Here is a 22,612-nt window from a genome sequence, read left to right on the forward strand (position 1 = left end):
ATTGTAGTTTGTGCAGGTTTATTGTAAATGCTAAGGACAAGTACAAAAAATGGGAATAGGTTCCAATAAAGATGGCAATAATTAAAGATGCAAATTACTTGCATTTACAACTATAAAAAACTGGATAAGGAGCTTGAAAAGATGAGAGTAGGATTTTTTGGTAAGGGTGGAAGCGGAAAAACAACAGCTACAGCAGGGTTTATCAGCTATTTAAAAGATATGGGGGACCATGTTCTTGCTGTTGATGCAGATATGAATGTTCACCTAGGAAAAACACTACAGATGGAGCATAAATCAATAGGAGATGCCTTCGATGAATTTGAAGAATACTTAGAAGGCCATAGAAGACATCCAGTAGTGGAAAATAAGAAGCCTGTTATTATCGGGACAACACCTCCCGCTCTAAATTCAAGGTTTATAAGACCTAAAAGTGAGGATCCTTTTATCAAGACATATGCAACCCAAAGAGATAATATTTCTCTAATTACTGTAGGCACCTATAGAAATACTGAGGTGGGGCATTCATGTTATCACGGGAAGTTAGGAGCATTGGAGCTTATGTACAATCGCCTGTTGGATGATAAACATGATATTGTCGTGGCTGATTCAACCGCAGGGGTAGATAGTGTTGGCACAAGTATGTTTTTTGTTTATGACATTATTATTTTTGTTGTAGAGCCAACATTAAGGAGCCTTAATGTTTATCTGGATTTTCTAAAAATCACAAAAAACTATTCGCTAAATGTCTATGTGTTAGGCAATAAGGTTACAGATGAAGATGATATCAATTTCCTTAAAGAACATATTGGCGAGGACAAGCTTATTGGATGTATAAAACATTCCAGTGATTTAAGAAGATTTGAACAGGGAGACAATAGCTCTTTTGACGAATTTATAAATAAAAACCAAGCAGTATTTGAAACCATCCACCGCCTGATTATGGATACAGAAAAAAACTGGGATAGCTATTATGAAAGAGTATTAAATGTCTATAAAGCTGGATGTCAAGAATGGTACAATAACTACTATTCAGAAGAACTTGAAAAATATATTGATCCAGAATTTAACTATACTAAAGTGGTGTTAGCTTTATGATAAAATTCACAGCTTTTCTTAGAGAAACCATTAAGGAATTTATAGATGAAAAGCATAGTCTTTTAAATTTAATTGATGGTTTGGGATCACCATTAAATATTATATTTCCAGAGGAAATTAATCAAAACATAGAAGAATTTAAGGAAGTGTTCAATAAGCATTTTGTCAGTGGGAAGGTATTTTATGCTCATAAAACCAATAAGTCAAATTCAATAGTTAGACAAGCCTCCTTTGAAGCTGTTAATATTGATGTGGCATCTGAAAATGAACTAAAGAGCGCTTTAAAGAATGGATTTACAGGAGATAGAATTGAGGCAACAGGCCCTAAAAATAGAAATTTCATCACCCTAGGGCTGCAACATAACATCATTTTTAATATTGATAATTTACAAGAGCTTGATCAAGTAATGGAACTTAAAAAAGCAATAGATTTTCAAAATACAAAGAAGGTGAAAATTCTTTTGAGATTTAGCGGATTTAAATCTGAAAGTATTAAAGTGCTATCTAAAAACAGTAAGTTTGGCATACCGGCAAGTGGGATTTATCAAGCTTTAGAAAAACTAAGTCAATATAGAGAGGATATTCATTTTTGGGGATTTTCTTTCCATGTAGATACCATTGATCTCAAAGAAAAAGTGATAGCAATTGAAAATTGCATTGACTTCTTTGATATTGCTAGAGACCATGATTTTGAGCCAAGGGTGCTAGATATAGGAGGCGGTTTTAAAGTTAGCTATATAGAGGATGCCAAGGAATGGAATGACAGTATTAGTTATTTAAAGGAATCAATATTAGGCTATCAGGAAGGTGTAACCTGGAATAATCAAACCTTCGGCATACAGCAAGAAAAAGGGGTACTTAAAGGCACGTTAAATATTTATAATTACCATGATAATCTAACAGGCCCCAAGTATTTAGACGCCTTATTATCCACAAGGTTACCGAAATTTGAAAATAGAACAATAGGAACAATCCTAAGTGAAAATATGATTGATCTATTTATCGAACCTGGTAAGGCACTGGTGAATCAATTGGGCTTGAGTGCCGCAAAGGTTAACTTTATCAAACAATCTTCTGATGATGAAATTCTAATAGGGTTAGACCTTAAAAGGACAGATGTTGTGATGGGGGACCAAGAATTATTCATAGATCCAATTATAATCCATAGAAGTAAAGTCACAGATTTACAGGAAGATAAAGGGGTCTATTTCATCGGGAATCTATGTCTAGAATCAGATTTAATATTCAAACATAAAATTTTCATAAACCAACTACCTGCTAATGGAGATATAGTGATATTTCCTAATACAGCTGGTTATTTTATGGATTTTAATGCCACTGATTCCATTATGCAGCCAATTGCTAAAAAAGTGGCTGTAGTAAAGCAGAAAAGTGAATTTAAATGGTTTATCGATGAACTATACAATCCAGTAAATACTCATTAAGATAAAAGGGTGATGATTTATGCTATATAATAATATAATTGAGCTTATTGGAAATACACCTATTCTAAGGATTGCTCCAGAAGTTCATAAATTAAAAAATATTGACATTTATGCTAAACTAGAGTTTTACAATCCCTTTGGGTCTGTTAAGGATCGGGTAGCTTATGGGATGATTAAGGATGATATAAAAAATATTAAGGAAAACAATCAAACAATAATTGAATCCTCCAGTGGAAATACCGCTAAAGCCCTACAGGTTTTAGCTGCCATTAACGGAATAGAATTTAAAACAGTTACGAACAGAATTAAGATTCCAGAGGTGAAAAGCATTTTGCAAATGCTTGGGGCGGAAATAGAAGAGCTACCAGGTCTTTCTGAATGTCCTGATCCTACAGACCCTAATGATCCTGTTATATATATTGAAAAGATTATGTCTCAGGAGGCTAATCAATATTTTCACACTGCTCAGTATGTTAATATGAAGAATCGAGATACCCATTATGATACAACGGGGAAAGAAATTTATAAAGATGTTGGAAGCGTAGATTATTTCTTTGGCACATTAGGTACCACAGGTTCTAGTAGAGGCATTATAGAGTATCTTTACGAAAAAAATGAAAACATGAAAAAGGTCGGTATTGTAGCGGATAAAGGTGATACAATCCCAGGGATTAGAAACATAGATGAAATGTATGAAGTAGGGATATATGAGAAGAAGCTATATGATCATATTATTACTGTGGATTCGATAGAAGCAATTGATGGAATGTTGAAGTTAATTAAACAGTGTGGGGTATTAGGAGGGCCTACAAGTGGTGGAGCCTTCTGGGGAACATTAAAATATCTACAAGAAATTGACGAAGGTTTATCGGAAAAGAAAAAAGCAGTATTCGTTGTTTGTGATAGAGTGGAATGGTATGTATCCTACATTCAAAAAAGGCGACCGGATCTTTTTGATGCGACGATTAAAAAGGAGACCATTAGAAATCTATCTCAAGAAGAATTATCCAACGCCACAACGATAAAAATCCAAGAAGCATTGGAGTGGGTAGAAAAGAATAATTCTCTAATTATTGATTTAAGGGGAGGTTTGGCATTTAAAACAAGCCATATACCAAATTCAATCAACATAGTAGATGATTATTTTGAAGCGTTACTGGATTCTGGCATGCCCTTTGCCAATAACATGACTGTTCTACTGGTATGTCCAGTGGGAGAAAAATCCAAAAAATTTGTAGCACTAATGAAAAAGAGAGGGTTTGAAGCCTATAGTTTAGAGGGAGGAATGGTGGCATGGAGGGATGCAGGGTATCCTATGGAACGTTCAAGACAGAAAAAGAAGGGTTAGAGATGGATATAGAAAATATAAGAAATGAATTTCCTATACTAATCAATAATCCTGACAAAATATATTTTGATAGTGCATCTACTACCCAAAAACCGTACGCTGTCATTCATACATTAAATAACTTTTATACAAACTGTTGTGCGAATATAGGAAGAGGTAGTTATGAATGGGCAAACAAGCTTGATATAGAGGTAAATGAAGCAAGAAAAAAAGTTGCATCATTTATCAATGCACCAAGCCCAAACGAGATTGTTTTTACTTCTGGCACTACCCACAGTTCCAATACAATCATTTACTCCTGGGCACTTCACCATCTTAAAGAGGGCGATGAAGTATTGGTATGTTACTCAGACCACAAGTCTGCCATTATGCCATGGATACATATTAAAAATATTTTACAGGGTTTTAGCATTAAAATAAAAGTGATCCCCATTCTGATCAATAGTCAAGGAGATTATAATGAAATAGATTTGTATGAAAAGGTCAATCGTAAAACTAAAGTCATTAATCTCACTCATATACACAATGTTTTTGGTATTGAGATGGGGATAAAAGAAATGATTAGTAATCTCAGGAGCAACAAAGAGATTGTATTTATAGTTGATGCCAGCCAAAGCATTGGGCATGTTAGGGTAGATGTCCAGGACTTAGAGGCAGACTTTCTCTACTTTTCAGGGCATAAAATGTTTGCTGCAAACGGTACAGGAGTATTATGGGTTAATAAAAGGCTTCACAGTCAAATAAGACCATTTATGGTGGGTGGGAATAATAAGATTGAAGTTAGTGGAGAAGGTTTTTATCATGAGGATAAAATACAGAATTTACTAGAATCAGGAACCATGGACATTCCTTCTATATTAACCCTTGGGGCAGCCATTGATTTTATTAAAGAAATAGGCATAGAGCAAATAGAAGCATATCTATTACATTTAACGCAATACTTGATAGAAGAATTAAAAACCATTAAAGAAGTTCAATTTTTACCTGGACCAGCCCTGTGTAGCTGTATTATTGGAAATGGTATTGTTTCCTTTAAAATACAAGGGGAAAAGTCACAAGATATTGGTTATGTTTTAAATGACTATGGTGTATTTATTAGGGCAGGAAGTCATTGCATGGGGGATGAAAGTTTAGCTGAGGATTCTATTAGAGTAAGTTTACAGATATACAATACTGTGGAAGAGATAGACCGGTTCATTTCTATTATCAAAGAAATAGTTGAAGCAATATAATACAACTGAGAATAATTTCTAGCCTATTACCACTAAAAAATAATTGACCGAGGAGGCAGAATGAATAAAGCTCTGTATGTTCATATAATTAAAAATAAGCTTTATCATCTATATTGTATAGGTGGTAAAGCTTATTTTTTTATATTATTGACAATTAATTCCTATACATATAGAATATAGACAAGTGATAATGCAACTCATATGCATTACCTGAGGAGCATATATTAAAAGTGAAGATTTAAAATACACATTAAGGGGGAGATAGAAATGAGTCATATTCATGTCCCAGATGGCATTATACCTGCTATATGGTGGGTGTCTGGATATGTTGGCACCTGTATTGTTATCTATTTTATTATGAAGAGCCTTGACAAAGAAGAGGTAAGACAAAAAATTCCCTTCACCGGAATAGCAGCTGCTATTATGTTGATAGGAATGTCGGTACCATTAGTAATTGTACCATTACATCTAAGCCTTGCGGTATTAACGGGAATTTTAATAGGGCCTAAGTTAGGGTTTTTAGCAGTATTTGTAGTTAACTTAATTTTAGCTTTATTTGGCCATGGGGGTATAACAATTGTTGGTTTGAACACCTTGGTAATTGGTTCAGAAGTAGCTATAGGATTCTATTTGTTCAGGTATTTGAGTAATAATTATCATAAGGTCACAAGTACTGTCATTGCCACAGTGGTAGCATTAGTAGTATCCATGACACTAATGGTTAGTTTTGTAGCGATTACTGCCGACGTAACAGAAGCGCTACCCCATCACCATGCAGAGGGTGTTACACAAGAAGTGACCTATGAAGATGACTCTTCAACTCAGTATGGAGAAGGACTTCAGCAGGAAATTGCGTCCATGCGCTACTTTATGTTTAGTGGGTGGATAGCTGTATTGTTAATACTCTTAGGAGGGATTGCTTTAGAGGCAACAGGAACAGCCCTGATAGTAAGATACTTCTTAAAGGTGAGGCCAGACCTTATTCTATCACCTGCTGAAAAGGTGTAGAAAATATATTTGTAAAGGTGAAAAGAATATGCATTTAGCTGAAATTGATGAAATATCCAACAATGGCAATAGTCTTTTACATAGAACAGGAACAATAGCAAAAGTAATACTAGTAATGTGTATATTGGCAAGTTTCATTATTACCAATGATTTAATGAAGCTAGGTTTTCTTATAGGTGTTTTACTGATTCTTTTTATTATTGGAAAAGTGCCGTTAAATAAAGTGATTCACTTAGGTCTATATCCAGCTTTTTTTAGTATCATTTTTGCTCTTTTAAGGGCACAGCAAGGATGGTTGTTGGGAATAATCGTAATAGTAAAGGCTGTAGGAACAGCTTTTACCATGATATTATTAATCACCACGACTTCCTATGTAGATATTTTTTCTTTCTTTTCTTTATTTATGCCATCATTATTGGTGGATATTTTCCTTTTTACTTATCGATCGTTTTTCATATTGATAAGTAAAATTGAAAATCTATTTAAGAATATGCGATTAAGGGGAGGGTACAGGTCCTTTAATATATTTAAAAATCTTAAAAATATTGCAGCTATATTAGGAATGCTAATTATTCATTCCTTTGAAATGAGTGAGAGAATGTATAAAATTTATTCATTAAGGGGCTATCAAGGCACGATCCCCCTAAGAGTAGAGCTATGGCCCCTAAAAGGAAAAGATTTCATATTTATTACTTTAGGGTTAATGATTTTAACTGGGACGGTGATGACATGGAGCCTTTAATAAAGGTACAGTGCTTAAAGCATGTTTATCCTGATAAAACAGAAGTGAGTGTTTGTGGGTTGGATTTTATTGTGTCAAAGGGAGAAAGAACGGTAATATTAGGTCCTAATGGTGCTGGAAAAACAACACTACTGGCTCATATATTAGGATTACTTGCTCCTGTTGAAGGAGTAGTAGAGGTGATGGGGCTACCGCCTTATAAGAATTTTAATGAGATACGTAAAAATATAGGTGTTGTCTTTCAAAATGTAGATGAGCAAATCATTGGACCCAGGGTCTATGATGATATTGCTTTTACGCCTCGTAATGAGGGGTTATCTAAGGAAGCGGTTCATGAAAAAGTAATGAAAGTTGCTAAAACCCTTAACATAGAAGACTTACTCAATAAAATCCCCCATTATCTGAGCGGAGGCCAGAAAAAAAAAGTGGCCTTAGCAGGGGCTATTGTTATGATGCCCAAAATATTAATTATGGATGAACCATTTGATTCTTTAGATCCAAAGTCTAAGGTAGAAATGCTAGATATGATCAACTGTTTAAACAAAGAGTATGGCATAACATTGGTTATTACTACTCATGATATTAATTTAGTACTAGGATTAGCAGATACGATTTATATTTTAAATCAAGGGAATGTCGTGGCCAAGGGGACCCCTGAAGAAATATTTATGCAGGATGAAATCTTAAGAAAAGCAAACTTAGAACCACCTATTTTAGTAGCGTTATTTTCAAGACTACGAGAAAAAGGATATGATGTTATATCGCCAATTAGCTTAGAGAGTGCAGAAGAACAATTATTATTGATATTACAAAATGCTGGGAGGGTGGGGGAAGGTGTATCTTCATAATTACTGACCCTAACAATAATCTCAATATAAAATGAATTTGGATAAGGCTCTTGACATAGATTATCATGTTCAATAATATATAGAAAGAAGAAAGTATAGGAATGAAGGTGTTTTAATTGAGTAAGGGTAGTAAGGTTTTAAAGATTGCTTTAACGGTTGTCCTGTTTATGCTTTTAATATTTATCAATAAACATACCCCAAATTTCAATAAAGAACAACTAGTAAACTACTTTCAACAGTTCAACGATACAAAAAATTTAGAGTTTATTTTTGTGGGAACGACTGTAGTAGCTAGTGTTTTATTGGTACCGATTTCATGGTTTAAGGCAATTGCAAGTATTTCATTTGGTGCTGAAAAGGGGTTTGTTTATGCACTATTATGTGCAAATATCAGTTGTGCTATTTCTTTTTTGATTGGTAGACTTTTAGGAAGAAAGGCAATAATGGGTTTCTATAAAAGAGTGTTTGAGCACAGATTAAGTGAAAAGCAAAAAGAATACTTTGAAAAAAGTCAAAATTTAAGCTTTACATATATATTTTTACTAAGAAATATTTACTTTATACCCTTTTCATTGACTAATTACTATCTAGGAGTGACCAATGTTTCATTTAGAAAATATATGTTGGCTAGTTTTTTAGGAATGATTCCAGGGACTTTCATTTACACTTACTTTATTGCAAAGTCAGTGAGTATTACAGAAAACATTATGGAGTTAGTATTTCCAGCACTTTTAGTGATAGCTTATTATGCTTTAGTACACATTTGTAGGAAGAAATTTGAAGAAAGATCTTTATCTGAGCTTATGAATTAAGCTTATAAAAATTGGATTTAGTATTGGAACTCAAACGACTCCTTAGAGTCGTTTTTTTTATCATAAACATCCATGATAATCAATATTGGAAAATTGACCAACATTACAATTATTTGTTGACAATATAATAACAAAATTGTATTATAAAAAGAGAGTCTCGAGAATCATTATCATGTATTATACGTTATATAATGATATGGATTTTCATTTGCAGTGAAATATATTATTTTCTACTGGAAAGTTGGAAGATCTAATACAGAAATTTAGCAAATAATATAGTAGATGATTTTCAGGGTGCACTAAAATGTAAATATGGATATGAGGGGGATTATAATGAAGAAGTTTGTGGCAGGATTAATGGTTGGCGTAACTTTAATGGGTGGCATTTCTTATGCGTCTAATTCAAGCGTACAGGGAGCCTTAGAATCTTTTAGGTTTTTAATCAATGGAGAAGCGACTCAACAACAAGGTTTTATTCATGAAGGAAGAACCTATGTACCAGTAAGATTTGTATCAGAAATATTAGGGAAAGAAGTGTTGTGGGATGGTGCAACTCGAACGATCCATATCGATGAAAAGACCGGAGTAACTTATGATAATGGAAGATATAGAGGAACTTATGGAGATAGAGGGGACCAGCAAGTAAGCATCGAGTTCCACTTAGAAGATAATATCATTAAAGACCTCAGCTATCGATACCTATATCACTCGGGTAACGACTATCGTAAGATTGAAGAGGGACAACCACTATACCCAGTCGTGCAACAGCATCAGCAAGTACTAGACTACTTAGATGGAAAATCACTTGATGCCATCTATGACCTTTACAATCCAGGAAATATAGTAGCGGATATTGATAGCTTCACAGGAGCCACTATTCGAGGTTCAAAAATCTTCTCTGCTATACAAGATGGTTTAAATAGAGGAGTCTATGTGCCAGCTGGTGATTTTAGCAGAGAAGTTAGCGTCTATGAGGATGGAAGGTACAGAGGTGTATTTTCAGATGGTGGAGCACAACAAGTGAGTATTCAATTTCACTTAGAAGACAATGTAATGAAGGATTTAAGCTACAGACACCTATACCATCGTGATACTGACTATCGTCAAATTGAGCAAAGTCACCCATTATACTCAATAGTGGTACAGCATCAGCAAATCTTAGATCACCTAGAGGGGAAACCATTAGAAGCTATGTTTGCTCTACATAATCCAGGAGACTTGATAGAAGATATTGATACTTTTACTGGGGCTACAATTAGAGGAAACAAAGTACTTTCTGCAATTAGAGATGGATTAAATAGAGGTATATATACGCCATCTGGGGACGTTAGTACAGCCGTTAAAGTTTATGAAGATGGAAGATATAGAGGAATATACGGAGACAGAGGAGATCAACAAGTAAGCATTCAGTTTCATTTAGAAGACAATCTACTGACAAACTTAAGCTATAGACATTTATACCATTCTGGTAATGACTATCGCCAGATTGAGGAAGGTCATGCACTGTATCCAGTAGTGGTACAGCATCAGCAAATCCTAGACCATCTAGAGGGGAAACCATTAGCAGCTATTTTTGATCTGCATAATACAGGAGACTTTATAGAAGATATTGATACCTTTACAGGAGCTACAATGAGAGGAAATAAAGTGCTTTCTGCAATTCAGGATGGGTTAAATAGAGGTATATATTAAACTTAGTAGTGAATTACATTAGATATAAGATGCAAAATAGAGTTGGGCCTAAGCCTAGCTCTATTTTTATAATTAATATATGGATCAAAAGGAAAATCAGGCTACTTAACAACAAATCTTACACTTTTGTGTATAAGATGATAACTTTCTAGACATATTTTTATTTTTTACTCCATAAATAAAAACCAGAATGATACAATAAGGATAGAAGAAGTGAGATTTGGAATTCAAGTTTTGATATTGTGAACCACAATAAAAGGAAGCACTTTAAAATCTACTAAACACTGATTGTGTGGTAGGTTTATTTTAAGAATAAAAGACAGCAGGAGGGCGCGAAAATGCCATATACGTATATTGTTGAATGCAAAGATGGGACATATTATACTGGATGGACCGTAGATCTTGAAGCAAGAGTAAAGATGCATAATGAGGGCAAAGGGGCTAAGTATACAAGGAATAAAAGACCCGTTAAATTGATTTATTGGGAGCTAAAAGAAGATCGTAGTCAGGCACAAAAAAGAGAAAGAGCCATCCAGAAAATGAATAAATCAGCCAAAGTACAATTGGTACAGCAAATGAGTAAATGAAACGTACTCCAGGCAAGAGTAAGTTATGGAATCCTCTTTATTGTTTAATAAATAACGAATGCTGTGTTATTTTAGAACAGTTGGTCTAAAAGGGAACAAAAAAATGTGCCGAAGTGGAACTATTGGTGAAATATTCCGAATTGACTAAAAATTCACAATTTATTTTGACTGATATACTCCTACTTAATACAGACTTTAATAAATAATAAATTGTGGCATGGTACTTGCGTATAAGTATAGTGAAACTAAAATTTTTTAAGGGGGAAAATATAATGGCTTATGCAGATCAAGTTTTTAGTTATTTTATGCCAACAGTAAATTTAATGGGTGCGGGAGCAGTCAAGCAAGTAGGGGTACAGGTTAAAAATCAAGGTGGAAAAAAGGTGCTAATCGTTACAGATGCATTCCTGAACAAATTTGGAATGGCAGGGGACATTAAAGCTATTTTAGAAGCTGATGGATTAGAGGTAGTTATTTTTGACGGTGCACAACCAAATCCCACAGACTTAAATGTGGAAGCAGGATTAAAGGCATTTAAAGATAATGGATGTGATACAATCGTTTCTCTTGGTGGCGGATCTGCTCATGACTGTGCTAAAGGTGTGGGAATTGTAGCAGGTAATGGTGGCAAGATACAAGATTATGAAGGCGTTGATCAAAGTACAAAACCAATGGTACCGTTGATTGCAATCAATACAACTGCAGGAACAGCCAGTGAAATGACAAGATTTTGTATTATCACAGACACAAGCAGAAAAGTAAAAATGGCAATTGTAGACTGGCGATGTACACCAAGTGCATCTATTAATGACCCCGTCTTAATGGTTAATATGCCAGCTGGCTTAACTGCTGCTACCGGTATGGATGCTCTAACCCATGCAATTGAAGCCTATGTATCAGTGGCTGCAACACCTGTTACGGATTCAGCGGCTTTACACGCAATCAAATTAATTTCTGAAAATCTTAGAGGCGCAGTAGCTAACGGAGATAACTTTGAAGCTAGAAAGCAAATGGCATATGCTCAGTTTTTAGGGGGAATGGCCTTTAATAATGCAAGTTTAGGAATTGTTCATGGTATGGCACATCAATTGGGTGGATTTTATGACCTACCCCATGGTGTCTGTAATGCAATTTTATTACCACATGTAGAAAAGTTCAATATGCTTAGTAATCCGAACCGTTTTGTTGACATTGCAAAGGCATTTGGTGAAAATGTAGAAGGTCTATCAACAATTGATGCCGCAGAAGTTGCAATTAATGCAATCAAGCGTTTGTCACAAGATGTAGGAATTCCATCGGGCTTAGCAGCATTAAATGTTAAGGAAAAAGATTTCAAACTAATGGCAGAAAATGCGTTGAAGGATGCCTGTAGTGCAACAAATCCAAGAAAAGCATCGTTAGAAGACGTTATCAATATATTCAAAGATGCGATGTAATATAAAAATATAGAACAGCTACACATTAAGACGGAGTGTAGGTAAACGATTTCAAATGAAATACAATGAACATTCTAAAAAGATGAGTGCCCTTAAACAAAAGGGCACTCATCTTTTAATTTGATTCGACAATCTTGTTTAAATGTTCATATATTGATCTCACACCTCGCCACCAATCAGGGTCCTCTGCATACCTGCGATTAATCCACTTGAAGGGATCCATTCCCTTGGGCAATCCCTTAAGTAAGTTCGAAACTGTTCGTGCGGCAATGGCTGAAGAATCTTCAAGATTCGTATTATACTTGATCCAACTTTCAAAAACATTGTAGGGATTGTTGATGATTTCTCCTGCATTAGGGTGACTTTCAGGAATAAAACCTTGCTCATGTCCTGCAATAGAAAAAAGGATAAGTGGGTCAAGATGAAACTTTTTGCTTGTCTCTATAATGGTTAAAAAATGTGGATCTCTTCCTAGGAGAGAGCCTCTGTCAATTAAATAAAATCGCAAGTGATTTTCATTAATATTTCGATAGCGAAGGGTCTGAGGGATATGATAAAAAGTAATAATTTCATCCATCAGAGTCGTAAAAGAGCCTGATGTTAGTTGACTCATGGGCTCATCGATATTAAAACGTACAGCTGGCTCCGATGTGGTAGATGGATCTATATTAATAGAGTAGCCAATAAAAAGAAGTACAAAAGTTAATAATATGAATATAGATAAATGGTGGTTAGATAATCTTGTGAAAATTCGGCTGGATTCTCTATTAGTAGTGACTTCATCAATGACTTGATCAACTTCCCCCACAAAAGGGGCGTAAACTAAAGGGACTTCTTCTATGAAGGATTCAGCAAGATTTTTCTGATCCTTAGATAAAACTGCTTCTCGATAATTCATAATGGTTTCAATATCAATGCTATCTTGGATTTTGTGGTTAATCCAATTGCTAAGTGTGTCTAAAGTATCATCAGTAAAGCTATCCATTGTGATACAGCACTCTACGATATCAGAGCAAAGAATGGATCTTTGTTGTTCGAATAAAGTTTTCTGTAAAAGGCGTGTTCGGAGCTCCTCCTGATGATGAACCTCAAAGCCCTTTAATTCATGATCGATTACTTGACGAATAGACTTGGCTAAAATTTGTGCCTTGTGCTTTTCGCCATGATGGGGATATTTAAATTCAATATATTTTTTTAAGGAAAAGATGTTTTCCCTTGTCAAAATAGGTTTCGTTGCTAATCGATCTACGAAAGTAATCATATTTATCACACCTCAGGTTAGTGGAACTTTATATATTATACCTCTATTATAATACTTTTCTACCCAAGGGAAAAGGTGGAATTTAATGAGACATTTTGAGTAAGGAGCAGGATTATGATTTTTTGTATAGAATATGGATACAGGGAATGGTAAGTTAAAGAAATGATCAGAGTAGAGGAGGAATATAAATGACTAAAAATATTGGAAAAGAGTTCATGAAATATACAAAGTATGAATATTTAGTGCCATCGGATCAGGAAAAAGAACTGCCACAGCCACCCTTAGAGAATGCCTATGAAGGCAGTGAAGACAAAATCAACCTACCCTCTCCAGACAAAATAAAGGTTGGAGAAATAGACCTAAAGAAAGCCATGGAAGTTAGAAAAAGTCTTAGAAAATATTCCCAAAAATCCTTGGAAATTGAAGAACTAGGATTCCTACTGTGGTATACCCAAGGTGTGAAATCTGTGGTTTCAAGACCAGCTACTCTAAGAACGGTTCCTTCAGCTGGGGCAAGACATGCCTTGGAAACCTATCTGTTAATCAATCAAGTGGAGGGAATTAAGCCAGGGATCTATCGCTACCTCGCCTTGGCCCATCAACTGGTTCCAATCAATTTAGCAGATACATTAGCAGATAAAGTGACACAAGCCTGTCATAATCAAGAATTTGTTAACCAGAGTGCCGTGACCTTCATATGGGTAGCTGATATTTATCGCATGAAGTGGCGATATGGAGAAAGAGGCTATCGATATATTCATCTAGATGCAGGGCATGTTTGCCAAAACCTGTATTTAGCAGCAGAAGGGATTGATAGTGGCGTCTGTGCAATTGCAGCCTTTGATGATGATGAAATCAATCGGTTGATTGGCGTCGATGGAGAACAACAATTTGTAACCTATATAGCTACCCTAGGAAAGAAATAAATCAAAAATCAGTGAATCAAAAAAGCCCTTGTCAGAAGTTTACAAGGGCTTTTTTCGTAGATGCCGATCACATTAGCTAAATTCAAAGCCTAAATCAAAGGCTTTTAGATTGACATCAATGGCCTTGGAAGGCACGTTTTTTGTAAGAGACCTCTTCCATGAATCCTGACTTAGGGGCAAATGCTTTGCCATCATACCCAGTAAAATGGTATTGGCTACTTTATCATTGCCTAGTTTTTTAGCCTCCTCTAGGGCATCAATCTCAGAATAAGTAAAGTCCTTGGAGAGACCCGCCACTTCTGCCTGTGGGTAAGCTTCTTTTTCCAGTAAAACCGGTGTAGGATAAACTCGATTTTGATTGAGTACAATAATGGCAGTGCTTTTCATTAAATATCTCCACCGATAGGCTTCTAATGGTTCCATTCCCATGAGAATATCTCCCTCTCCTTCGGGAATATTAGGAGAAGCAATGGATTTGCCAATACGTACAGAACCCCAAACCATGCCTCCACGCTGAGAAAGACCTACGACATCATTACTCTTTACATCTAAACCTTCCTCAAGTGCTGCATCACATATGATTCTAGTTGTGAGGACAAGACCTTGGCCACCAACACCGGCCAGCATAATATTTTTCGTTTCCATAATCAATCCCCCTTTAGTCAGATTCCGAACGTTTTATGGCATTTACAGGGCACACCTGGGCACAAATACTACATCCCACACACATATTGGCATCAATGGAAGATTTCAATTTATCATAGTCTTTGTACTCCTTCATGCGAATGGGTGGACAGTTTGTGTTGACACAAGAGCGACAACCAATACAAATACTTGGATCTACATAGAAATGTGGTTCCTTGATTTTATATTTTAACGCACAGGGTCGTGTGGCAATGACGATAGAAATGCCTGGTCGTTTGATTTCATTATTAATCACCTTTTTAGCTTCATCATATTTAAATTGATCCACCATGACTACCTGTTTAAAACCAATGGTTTTTATAAGTGATTCAATGTCAATGTTCATATCATCAGCCAGATTATAATGACCAGAGCTAGCATTGGATTGACCACCAGTCATGGCTGTGGTACGGTTATCCAAAATAATAATGGTCAGGTTATCCTTGTCATCAGCTTGGTGGAGTAAGTTGATGAATCCTGGGATACCAGAATGGAAAAATGTACCGTCACCAATAACAGCAACTAGAGGCTTGGGATCTTCTTTTAATGCCAATGCTTTCTGTACACCCTTGGTAATGCCAATGGAAGCTCCCATACTAATGATGGAGCTAGAGCCATTAAAGGGAGCCTGGGCCGCCAAGGAATAACATCCAATGTCTCCCATGATTTTGACTTTGGATTTTTTCAAAATATCAAAAATGGGACGGTGTGGGCATCCTGAGCAGAAAAGAGGCGGTCTCGCAACGGCAGCTGTCTTTTCCGCTCTATCTATTTTTTTCTTAAGTACTCCCGCTTTATAGAGTCCCTCGGCAATCTCTTCACTATTGAGTTCTCCTGTGAAGGAAAAATAAGATTTTCCAGAGCATGGAATCCCATGAATTTTCAATTCATTTTCGATAAAGGGCATCATTTCTTCCAAGACAATGATTTCATCATACTGCTCAGATAATTCCTTTATTCTTTTTATGGAGAGGGGATAAGTCAAACCCAGTTTATAAATACTGACCGGGGGATCGATTTCTTTAAGATTGTAATACATTAGGCCCGATGCAATGACCAATATGGTAGCACCGTCTTTTTCTTCCAATTGATTCACAGGACAGTCATAGGCATATTCTTGTAGCTTTTCTAAACGATCCTTCATAAAATACTGGGCCTGGTAGGTGTTTTTTGGGATCATTGCATACTTAACAGGATCTAAATCAAACCCAGTGGGTGCATGTTCTTCTCTTTCTCCCATTGTCACCACACTTCGACTATGACAGACACGACTGGTAATATTAAGTAAGGTGGGTAATTGAAAATCCTCACTCAAGGAAAATGCAAGCTTCGTATAATCCTTGGCTTCTTGACTATTTCCTGGAGATAAAATGGCCATATTGGCGAATTTAGCAAACAAACGATTATCTTGTTCGTTTTGAGAACTGGCCATTCCAGGATCGTCCCCTGAAACCAACACAAAGCCACCTCTTATGGGGGTTTCTGTAAAGGTCATCAATGGATCCGAGGCAATATTCATGCCTACGTGCTTCATGACAGCCATGGATCTAGCCCCTGTAAAGGACCCTCCAATGGCAACCTCCAATGCTACCTTTTCATTTGTTGAAAACTCAGCATAAACACCTTCATAACTTTTTATGGTTTCAAGAACTTCAACAGTCGGCGACCCAGGATAACTGGCAGCCACAAGACCACCAGCTTCATAAAAACCTCTGACCAGGGCCTCATTTCCTGTTAATACACCTTTAGATTGTGAACTCATTTTCTCACACTCCTTTATCTGATTTTAATAGGATGAATATAAATGCGTATAGATGATAGCATACACTAACTATACCTACCCATTACTTTCGTAGATAAATCATACTTTCAATACTAATGATGAGATAGAAGAATTATTTAAAGCAAGGCTGAAGGTGTCTCACGGTGAAGACATTGAGCCTGTTATTGGAGAAAATGTAAAGAACAATGAAATTATTTATGATTCAGAAGATTGGTCCATTAAAGTTGATTATAAATAGTATTAGCACTACATTGGAGGATATTTTAATGTACCTAAAATACATGTGACATTAGAGGGACAGACTTGTGAGTCAGGGCATGTTTTGATTTACAATATTAATAAAGCTACGCACTGCAACAGGTATTGGAATTAATTTTTTTCTATACTAATGCTAGAAAAATAAAAATAGCTGTAAGAAAGCTCCTTGTCTTAATAAAATCTGTATTTTTATTTTAACTAACATAATTCGACAACAAATTAATAGCAAATTAGATATACTTAGGAACAAGAGAGAATTGTTTTTAGGATTTACTCCACCTTAAATTGATTGAATCCTAATAGATAAAGATTGGGAAGGTCTAAATTATACAAAACAAGGAGTGGTTAAATGTTTTGCGCTCATATTAATCCAACAACGCGAAAAGAACAAAGTGTTAAGGAGCATTTACATAGTGTTTCTAAAATGTCCATGGAATACGGTGCTAAAATTTCACTTGGTGCAACAGCCGAATTAATAGGCATGCTTCATGATATGGGAAAGCAAACAGACAAATTTAACTCTTATATACACTACAGTGCAACAAATCCCAGTGACAAATCCCTTAGGGGATCAATTGATCACTCCACAGCAGGAGCAAAGTTTATATATGATAACTTCTATCATACAAAGGATCCATATCAAAAGTTTACAGCACAGCTTATTTCATTAGCAATCTGTTCACATCATGGTGGATTGATAGATTGCTTAGACCTGAATGGCATGGATAGATTTACTGATAGGATGAACAAGGATAAAGACTTTTTATACGAAGAAGCACTATCTAATTATAGGTTGGAATTCTCAGAAATGAAGCATCTAAATGATTTATTTAATAAGTCAAAGGAAGAGATAAAAGCAATTCTTACTAAAGTTAACAAGATAGATGGTTCTGCTAAATTTGGACAGTTTGCAGCTGGGATGCTGGAAAAGTATCTTTTTAGTTGTGTGATTGATGCAGATAGATACGATACATATTTATTTATGGAAGGTAAAGAATCAAAACAAAACATTGATAAATCAGATTTGTGGAATGAACTTGCAGATGTATTAGAGGTCAAATTGAAAAGCTATCCTAAATCGGGCAAAATAGATTTGTTGAGAGAAGAAGTTTCCATAGCATGTAAAAACTTTGGAGAAAACAAAACAGGAATATATCAATTAGCAGTACCCACAGGTGGAGGTAAAACCCTGTCTAGTTTGAGATATGCTTTGCAACACGCAAAAAAATTTAATAAAGAACGAGTTTTTTATATTATTCCTTTTACCACGATTATCGACCAAAACGCTAAGGATATAAAAGATATTTTAGGTCGTGAGGATATCATTTTAGAGCATCATTCAAACCTTGTTGTTGATAACGATCAAGAAGAGTACAAGCTTCTAACGGAGCGCTGGGATAGTCCAATTGTTTTGACAACAATGGTACAGTTTCTTGATACTTTATTTAGTGGTGGAACACAAGGTGTTAGGCGAATGCATAACCTGACAAATTCGATTATCATATTCGACGAGATTCAGGCAATTCCCATTAAGTGTATTAATATGTTTAACAGTGCAATTAATTTCCTTTCAAACATTTGCAATGCAACGATTATACTTTGTACAGCAACGCAACCACTCTTATCGACTACAGAAATGCCCTTAAAGCTAAGTGAAAATCCTAATATTATTCCCGACATGCATGAGAAATTTGAACAATTTAAACGTGTGAATTTGATTGATAAAAGAACTACTGAAGGGTATAGTGCAGCTTCACTAAAAGATTTTGTACTAGACACCATGGAACGGGTAGAAAGCGTATTGATCATTGTAAATACTAAAAACACTGCAAAGGAAGTGTTTAATGAGTTAAAAAAAGCAAATGCTGATTTACCTCCAGAAAAGCAGTATGCAGTTTTTCATCTAAGTACGGGTATGTGTCCTTCTCATAGAATGAAAATTTTAAAAGAGATGAGAACAAAGCTAGGACATGAAAGGGTTATTTGTATTAGCACACAATTGATTGAAGCTGGCGTTAATATTTCCTTCGGTAGTGCTATACGCTCCCTTGCCGGACTTGATAGTATAGCTCAAGCAGCAGGAAGATGCAATCGCCATGGAGAAACAACTTGTAGTGATGTTTATATTGTTAATATTGAAGGAGAAAGTGTTAATAGATTAGTAGATATAAAAGAGGGACAAGAGTGTACTAGGAGAGTTCTTGATGAATTTAAAGAAAACCCGAAAAGCTTTGATCATGACTTGCTTTCCCCAAAAGCAATGAATCAGTATTATCAGTACTATTTCCATAATAGAAGTGCAGAGATGAACTACACATTAGCAAAGCCAAATGATGATAAATCGATGTATGACTTGTTATCTGGCAATAAAGAAGCATTCAATGCATTTAATAGTAGAAATGGCTACAAATCAGAATTAATGTTAAGACAAGCCTTTAAAACCGCAGGAAGTAACTTTCAGGTAATTGACCAGAACACAACTGGTGTCATTGTTCCATATGGAAGAGGAAAAACACTTATCACCCTTATAAATGGTGCATGTAATTTAAGTGAGTTAAAAGAGTATTTAAAGGAAGCTCAGCAGTTTTCAGTAAATCTATTTGAAACAGATAAAAGAAAACTAGAGGAAATAGGAGGAATCGTTGGATTGAAAGATGGTGCTATATTTGCGATTCGAGATGGATTTTATGAAGATGATGTGGGGGTGACTTTTGAAAATGCACCAATGGAATTTTATAATTATTAAGGAGGGGGAGAAAATTGAAAAAGGAAAATAGTGTTGAATTTAAAGTGAGTGGACGATATGCCCTTTTTAGCGATCCTATCAATCGAATTGGAGGAGAAAAATTTTCCTATCAAGTGCCAACATATCAAGCACTTAAAGGAATATTAGAAAGTGTTTATTGGAAACCCACATTAATATGGATTATTGATGAAGTCAGGGTCATGAATTTAATTAAAACCCAATCCCAAAATATACGTCCCGTCAATTTCAGTGGAACTAGTAAAGGTACAGGAACACCACTAAATACTTTGTCCATTTATACTTATCTAACAAATGTTGAATATCAAGTAAAGGCTCATTTTGAATGGAATTATAATCGTCCAAATTTAGAGAAGGATAGAAATGAGAATAAGCATTATATAGTCGCTAAAAGGATGATTAACCGTGGTGGTAGGCGAGATGTTTTCTTAGGAACCAGGGAGTGCCAAGCATATGTTGAACCATGCAAATTTGGGGAGGGCGAAGGTGCCTATGATCATTATGGGTCACTTTCATTTGGACTTATGTTTCATGGTTTTGACTATCCTGATGAAACAGGAGAAGACAAGCTAACAGCTAGGCTTTGGTCACCAGTAATGAACAATGGGTATATCAAATTTCTAAGACCTGATGAGTGTACGATTAAACGTGAACTCTCGTCCATGAAACCTAAGGTATTTGATGAAAATAATTTTAGTGGACTTGAAGAGTTTGAAGAGGAGGGGGATATAATTGAATTGGATTCATAAGCTTTATGATACTTATGAGAATTGTAAGAGTGAAGTAGGCGTTGCAAGGACAGATTCTAAAACACCTTTATTACCTCTGTCACATACCATTGTAAATTCTAATATTGAAATAGTGGTGGATATACATGGAAATTTTAGAAGGGCAAGAAATGTATCTAAAAGCGAGGCCATGACAATTGCTCCTTGCACTGAAGATTCAGCAAGCAGAGGTAATGGTAATAATCCACATACTTTGTTTGACAAACTACAATATGTAGCTGGAGATTATACTTCTTTCTTTAATGACAAAAGAGACAAGAAGTTCTTTATTGAATACATAAAGTTATTAGAAGCGTGGAGTAATTCTGAATATAAAGATGAAAAGGTAATAGCAGTTTTAAATTATTTAAAAAAAGAAAGATTAGTTGCTGATTTGATTTCAGAAAAATTGCTAGAGGTTGATGAAAATAGTCATGTAACAAACAAATGGTTTGGAGACAAAGATAATAAGCCGATGAAAACAAGTGATATTTTTGTTAGATTTATTGTGGAAATTCCAGGTGATGTTAATTGTAGACTATGGGAGAATACTGATATTCTCCGAAAATATCATAATCATTATTTAAATACTAAAACAAAATATGGATTATGCTATATACAAGGAAACAATATGCTCACTACTTTAAAACATCAATCAAAAATTAGAGGCAATGGTGACTCAGCAAAGCTTATTTCAGCAAACGATGAAAATGGATTTACATACTTAGGACGTTTTTCTGATAGCAATCAGGTAGTAAGTATTGCTTATGAAACTTCACAAAAGGCACATAATGCGTTAAAATGGCTTGTAGATATTCAAGGACAGAAGTTCGGAAACCCAAAAGATGGACAAAAAATTATAGTTGCATGGGGTACTAAAAACCAAACTATTCCCCAAATTTTAGAGGATACACAAGGAGGCATTTTTGGAAAAGAAGAAACGGCAATTGTTTCAACTGAAAAGGAATTTGCCCAGAGGCTAAATAAGGCTATTGCAGGTTATGGATGTGACTTAGATACAAAGGCTGAAATCGTTATTATGGGGCTAGATGCTGCAACAACAGGGCGGTTATCCATTGCCTATTATCGAGAGCTTTATGGTACTGATTTTCTAAATAGGATTAAACATTGGCACAGTACATGTATTTGGCAACATTCATACAAAATAATTGCTGATGGATTTGATGAAAAGGGAAAAGCAAAATTCAAGACGATTTCTTTTATTGGTGCTCCTTCTCCAAAAGATATCGCTACTATTGCACTTGGAAGTCCTAGAGAAAACAGCAAAACACAAAAGAAACATCTTGAATTAAAGGATTCTTTGCTAAAGGCAACGGTAGAAAGATTATTACCTTGTATTATTGATGGGGCTAAGTTACCCTATGATCTTGTCAATTCAGTTGTAAATCGTGTTTCAAACCCCGTTTCCATGGAAAAATGGGAATGGGAGAAAGCATTAACCATAACGTGCGCTTTAGTTAAAAAATATAAATATGATAAACTTAAGGAGGTATGGGAGATGGCGCTTGATGAAAATCAGAAGGATCGGAGTTATATTTTTGGTAGACTTTTAGCAATTGCACAACAAATCGAAGAATATGCATTGTATACGACAGGTGAAAAAAGGCCTACAAATGCAGAAAGATTAATGCATCAATTTAAACTTCACCCTTATAAAACATGGGGGATTATTACAGATAAGCTTGGACCATATATCGCAAGATTAGGTTCAAAGGGTACCGGTTTAACGGAGCTAATGACCCAGGTTAATTCGATGATACCCTATGAAGAATTTACTAGCCCAAAGAAATTAGATGATAGCTATATATTAGGATATTATTGCCAAAGACAAGTTTTTATTGATGAAAAAAATATAAGAATCCAAGCAAACGCAATAAAGAAATTAGGACAAGCAAATTAAAGG

18 protein-coding genes are annotated in these 22,612 nt (G+C 35.3%); 15 read left to right on the plus strand and 3 right to left on the minus strand.

The genetic code is table 11. The features are described from left to right. Positions 1–141: 141 nt before the first annotated feature. The 11 genes from AMET_RS08145 (at position 142) to AMET_RS08195 (ending at position 12,245) form a co-directional block, all read left to right on the plus strand. The gene (locus AMET_RS08145) at positions 142–1,095 is read left to right on the plus strand and encodes an ATP-binding protein (RefSeq protein WP_012062862.1); all 954 of its coding nucleotides are present in this window, start codon (positions 142–144) and stop codon (positions 1,093–1,095) included. Then, positions 1,092–2,540 (plus strand): Y4yA family PLP-dependent enzyme, encoded by a 1,449-nt coding sequence (locus AMET_RS08150; protein ID WP_012062863.1) that lies wholly within the window; start codon positions 1,092–1,094, stop codon positions 2,538–2,540. Before AMET_RS08145 ends, AMET_RS08150 begins: the two co-directional genes overlap by 4 nt. A 19-nt stretch (positions 2,541–2,559) precedes the next feature. Next, entirely contained in the window at positions 2,560–3,888 is a 1,329-nt protein-coding gene (locus AMET_RS08155; protein WP_012062864.1) for a pyridoxal-phosphate dependent enzyme, read from the plus strand. Beyond that, the gene (locus AMET_RS08160) at positions 3,834–5,120 is read left to right on the plus strand and encodes an aminotransferase class V-fold PLP-dependent enzyme (RefSeq protein ID WP_041720521.1); all 1,287 of its coding nucleotides are present in this window, start codon (positions 3,834–3,836) and stop codon (positions 5,118–5,120) included. The genes AMET_RS08155 and AMET_RS08160 overlap by 55 nt, the downstream gene beginning before the upstream one ends. A 267-nt stretch (positions 5,121–5,387) precedes the next feature. Continuing rightward, positions 5,388–6,128 (plus strand): energy-coupling factor ABC transporter permease, encoded by a 741-nt coding sequence (locus AMET_RS08165; protein ID WP_012062866.1) that lies wholly within the window; start codon positions 5,388–5,390, stop codon positions 6,126–6,128. Between the two features lie 28 nt (positions 6,129–6,156). Beyond that, on the plus strand, positions 6,157–6,870 hold the full coding sequence (locus AMET_RS08170; protein ID WP_012062867.1) for an energy-coupling factor transporter transmembrane component T family protein: 714 nt from the start codon (positions 6,157–6,159) through the stop codon (positions 6,868–6,870). Beyond that, entirely contained in the window at positions 6,858–7,718 is an 861-nt protein-coding gene (locus AMET_RS08175) for an energy-coupling factor ABC transporter ATP-binding protein (protein WP_012062868.1), read from the plus strand. Before AMET_RS08170 ends, AMET_RS08175 begins: the two co-directional genes overlap by 13 nt. A gap of 116 nt (positions 7,719–7,834) precedes the next feature. Continuing rightward, a complete protein-coding gene (locus tag AMET_RS08180) occupies positions 7,835–8,530 on the plus strand; it encodes a TVP38/TMEM64 family protein (RefSeq protein WP_012062869.1) in 696 nt (231 codons plus the stop codon). Positions 8,531–8,863: 333 nt separating this feature from the next. Next, a complete protein-coding gene (locus AMET_RS24245; protein ID WP_012062870.1) occupies positions 8,864–10,222 on the plus strand; it encodes a copper amine oxidase N-terminal domain-containing protein in 1,359 nt (452 codons plus the stop codon). Positions 10,223–10,560: 338 nt separating this feature from the next. Next, positions 10,561–10,809, plus strand: a complete 249-nt coding sequence (locus tag AMET_RS08190; RefSeq protein ID WP_012062871.1) for a GIY-YIG nuclease family protein — start codon at positions 10,561–10,563, stop codon at positions 10,807–10,809. 272 nt (positions 10,810–11,081) lie between these two features. Next, on the plus strand, positions 11,082–12,245 hold the full coding sequence (locus tag AMET_RS08195; protein WP_012062872.1) for an iron-containing alcohol dehydrogenase: 1,164 nt from the start codon (positions 11,082–11,084) through the stop codon (positions 12,243–12,245). A gap of 115 nt (positions 12,246–12,360) precedes the next feature. Here AMET_RS08195 and AMET_RS24250 read toward each other — a convergent pair whose 3' ends face one another. Next, complete coding sequence (locus tag AMET_RS24250) at positions 12,361–13,506, minus strand: glucosaminidase domain-containing protein (RefSeq protein ID WP_012062873.1); 1,146 nt, start codon at positions 13,504–13,506, stop codon at positions 12,361–12,363. Between the two features lie 188 nt (positions 13,507–13,694). Between AMET_RS24250 and AMET_RS08205 the strand changes: the two genes are divergently transcribed. Further along, positions 13,695–14,432 carry a SagB/ThcOx family dehydrogenase gene (locus AMET_RS08205; protein WP_012062874.1) on the plus strand — a complete coding sequence of 246 codons (738 nt, stop codon included), beginning with the start codon at positions 13,695–13,697 and terminating at the stop codon, positions 14,430–14,432. 72 nt (positions 14,433–14,504) lie between these two features. On the opposite strand, the gene AMET_RS08210 is transcribed toward AMET_RS08205, so the two are convergent. Next, complete coding sequence (locus tag AMET_RS08210; protein WP_012062875.1) at positions 14,505–15,077, minus strand: indolepyruvate oxidoreductase subunit beta; 573 nt, start codon at positions 15,075–15,077, stop codon at positions 14,505–14,507. A gap of 13 nt (positions 15,078–15,090) precedes the next feature. After that, on the minus strand, positions 15,091–16,878 hold the full coding sequence (locus tag AMET_RS08215; RefSeq protein ID WP_012062876.1) for a thiamine pyrophosphate-dependent enzyme: 1,788 nt from the start codon (positions 16,876–16,878) through the stop codon (positions 15,091–15,093). 628 nt (positions 16,879–17,506) lie between these two features. Between AMET_RS08215 and AMET_RS08220 the strand changes: the two genes are divergently transcribed. Genes AMET_RS08220 through cas8c form a run of 3 tightly spaced genes read left to right on the plus strand, consistent with a single transcriptional unit; the run spans position 17,507 to position 22,609 of the window. Further along, the gene (locus tag AMET_RS08220; RefSeq protein ID WP_012062877.1) at positions 17,507–19,903 is read left to right on the plus strand and encodes a CRISPR-associated helicase/endonuclease Cas3; all 2,397 of its coding nucleotides are present in this window, start codon (positions 17,507–17,509) and stop codon (positions 19,901–19,903) included. Between the two features lie 14 nt (positions 19,904–19,917). After that, entirely contained in the window at positions 19,918–20,670 is a 753-nt protein-coding gene (gene cas5c, locus AMET_RS08225; RefSeq protein ID WP_012062878.1) for a type I-C CRISPR-associated protein Cas5c, read from the plus strand. Then, complete coding sequence (cas8c, locus tag AMET_RS08230; protein WP_012062879.1) at positions 20,654–22,609, plus strand: type I-C CRISPR-associated protein Cas8c/Csd1; 1,956 nt, start codon at positions 20,654–20,656, stop codon at positions 22,607–22,609. The genes cas5c and cas8c overlap by 17 nt, the downstream gene beginning before the upstream one ends. Positions 22,610–22,612 lie beyond the last annotated feature (3 nt).

This window comes from Alkaliphilus metalliredigens QYMF (assembly GCF_000016985.1).
GTDB classification, from domain to species: domain Bacteria; phylum Bacillota; class Clostridia; order Peptostreptococcales; family Natronincolaceae; genus Alkaliphilus_A; species Alkaliphilus_A metalliredigens.